This is a genomic window from Mycobacterium sp. 1245801.1 (assembly GCF_001673055.1).
GTDB classification, from domain to species: Bacteria; Actinomycetota; Actinomycetes; order Mycobacteriales; family Mycobacteriaceae; genus Mycobacterium; species Mycobacterium europaeum_A.
The window spans coordinates 1-1,173 of the sequence record NZ_LZKY01000414.1 but is presented as its reverse complement, the minus strand read 5'-3'; the positions used below and the strand labels follow the sequence as shown (position 1 = coordinate 1,173).

Sequence of the window (1,173 nt, the reverse complement as noted above, 5' to 3'; positions counted from 1 at the left end):
TCATCGGCGGCATCGGCTTTCGCATCATCGATCAATTTCTTCAGAAAGGCCTCGGTCTTCGCGTCGGGGTGGCCATTCTGCAGATCGTGCTCCGCGGCGTCGATGATGTTGTCGAGCCCTTGCAACTCGTGTTCCAACGTGGCGATCTCTGCGGCACCCTCTTTCTGCGCGGCAGCCAGCATGCTGGCGATGTTTTCCAGATCACTGCCGATCTTGGGCAGCTGTTCTGTCTGCAAGCCAAGGGATTTCGTCAACCGCTGCACTTCAGCGGAGCCGTTGATCGGGTGATCACCGTTCTGGTGATTCCAGGCCATGTCGAAGCGCTTGCGGGCCTGTTCGAATTCTTCTTGGGCTGCGGTGGAGCATCGGCCGGCAGCATGGAAAGCCTCTGCCAGTTGAGAGATCTGAAAAGGGCTACCGGCCTGCAAGCTCTGGTTGATCGCCCATGGGTCACCGCCAGCTCTGGCGATGAGATCGCCAATGCTTAGCTCGATCAGTTGCATCGCACCACCCGCCAACCCGCCGTCTATGCTTCCGACCAGCTACGACGCTACCTCTAGTGGTATCCGGTCATGTCAGTTCCGGACGCAGCGCCTCACTGCTGTCGCTCCTCGCGAAGCTGGTCGATCAGGGTGGTACTCGGTGCGTGATCATTTGCCACCAAAGCCGCGCACCAAGCGCGCGACACCAACTGCAGATCGGCGTCAATCGCTTCGATATCGCGCATGTCCGAATGCTAAGCCGAGGCAGCGCTTCGCTCACTTCACCCCGGCGAACGGCGCAGATTCTTTATCTCGAAGGTGACTGATCGCTGGCGTAAGACCACCGACTTTATGCGGCCGTCAGCATCGGTTTGAGGCAGATCGTCGTCGGACCGGCCTGACGTCGCTGGGATTCGCTAGTGAGATGAAGCCGTGTCTGCGCTGCGTCGAGGCTAGTACATAGTGAATAGCGGCCAACGGCGTCCGCCCGTAATTTTCTACCCATGCGAGACCTCGCGACCATCGATGGCGAATCCGCCTGGTGACGCGAGCGCGCCTAGCGGCTCGATAACTCTGCGACGGCATTCCAGTACCACATTGATCGATCAGGCGCTCGACGAGCGAACGGCGGCAAATTGCACCGCAGCGTCGGCTTGAACCGGCGTGGAGAGGTTACCAGCGGGGTAGCGTC

The 1,173-nt window shown here is 59.8% G+C and carries 1 protein-coding gene and 1 pseudogene; both read right to left on the bottom strand.

Translation table 11 applies throughout. The features are described 5' to 3' along the window. A pseudogene (locus tag A5622_RS26510) lies at window positions 1-503 on the bottom strand (hypothetical protein); the annotation flags it as partial. A gap of 92 nt (window positions 504-595) precedes the next feature. Then, window positions 596-727 carry a hypothetical protein gene (locus A5622_RS30565; RefSeq protein ID WP_255361663.1) on the bottom strand — a complete coding sequence of 44 codons (132 nt, stop codon included), beginning with the start codon at window positions 725-727 and terminating at the stop codon, window positions 596-598. Between the last annotated feature and the right edge of the window lie 446 nt (window positions 728-1,173).

What these genes read in the sequence shown, in the direction of transcription:
- A5622_RS30565 (WP_255361663.1), bottom strand. Translation starts at nt 727, where the DNA reads ATGCGCGATATCGAAGCGATTGACGCCGATCTGCAGTTGGTGTCGCGC.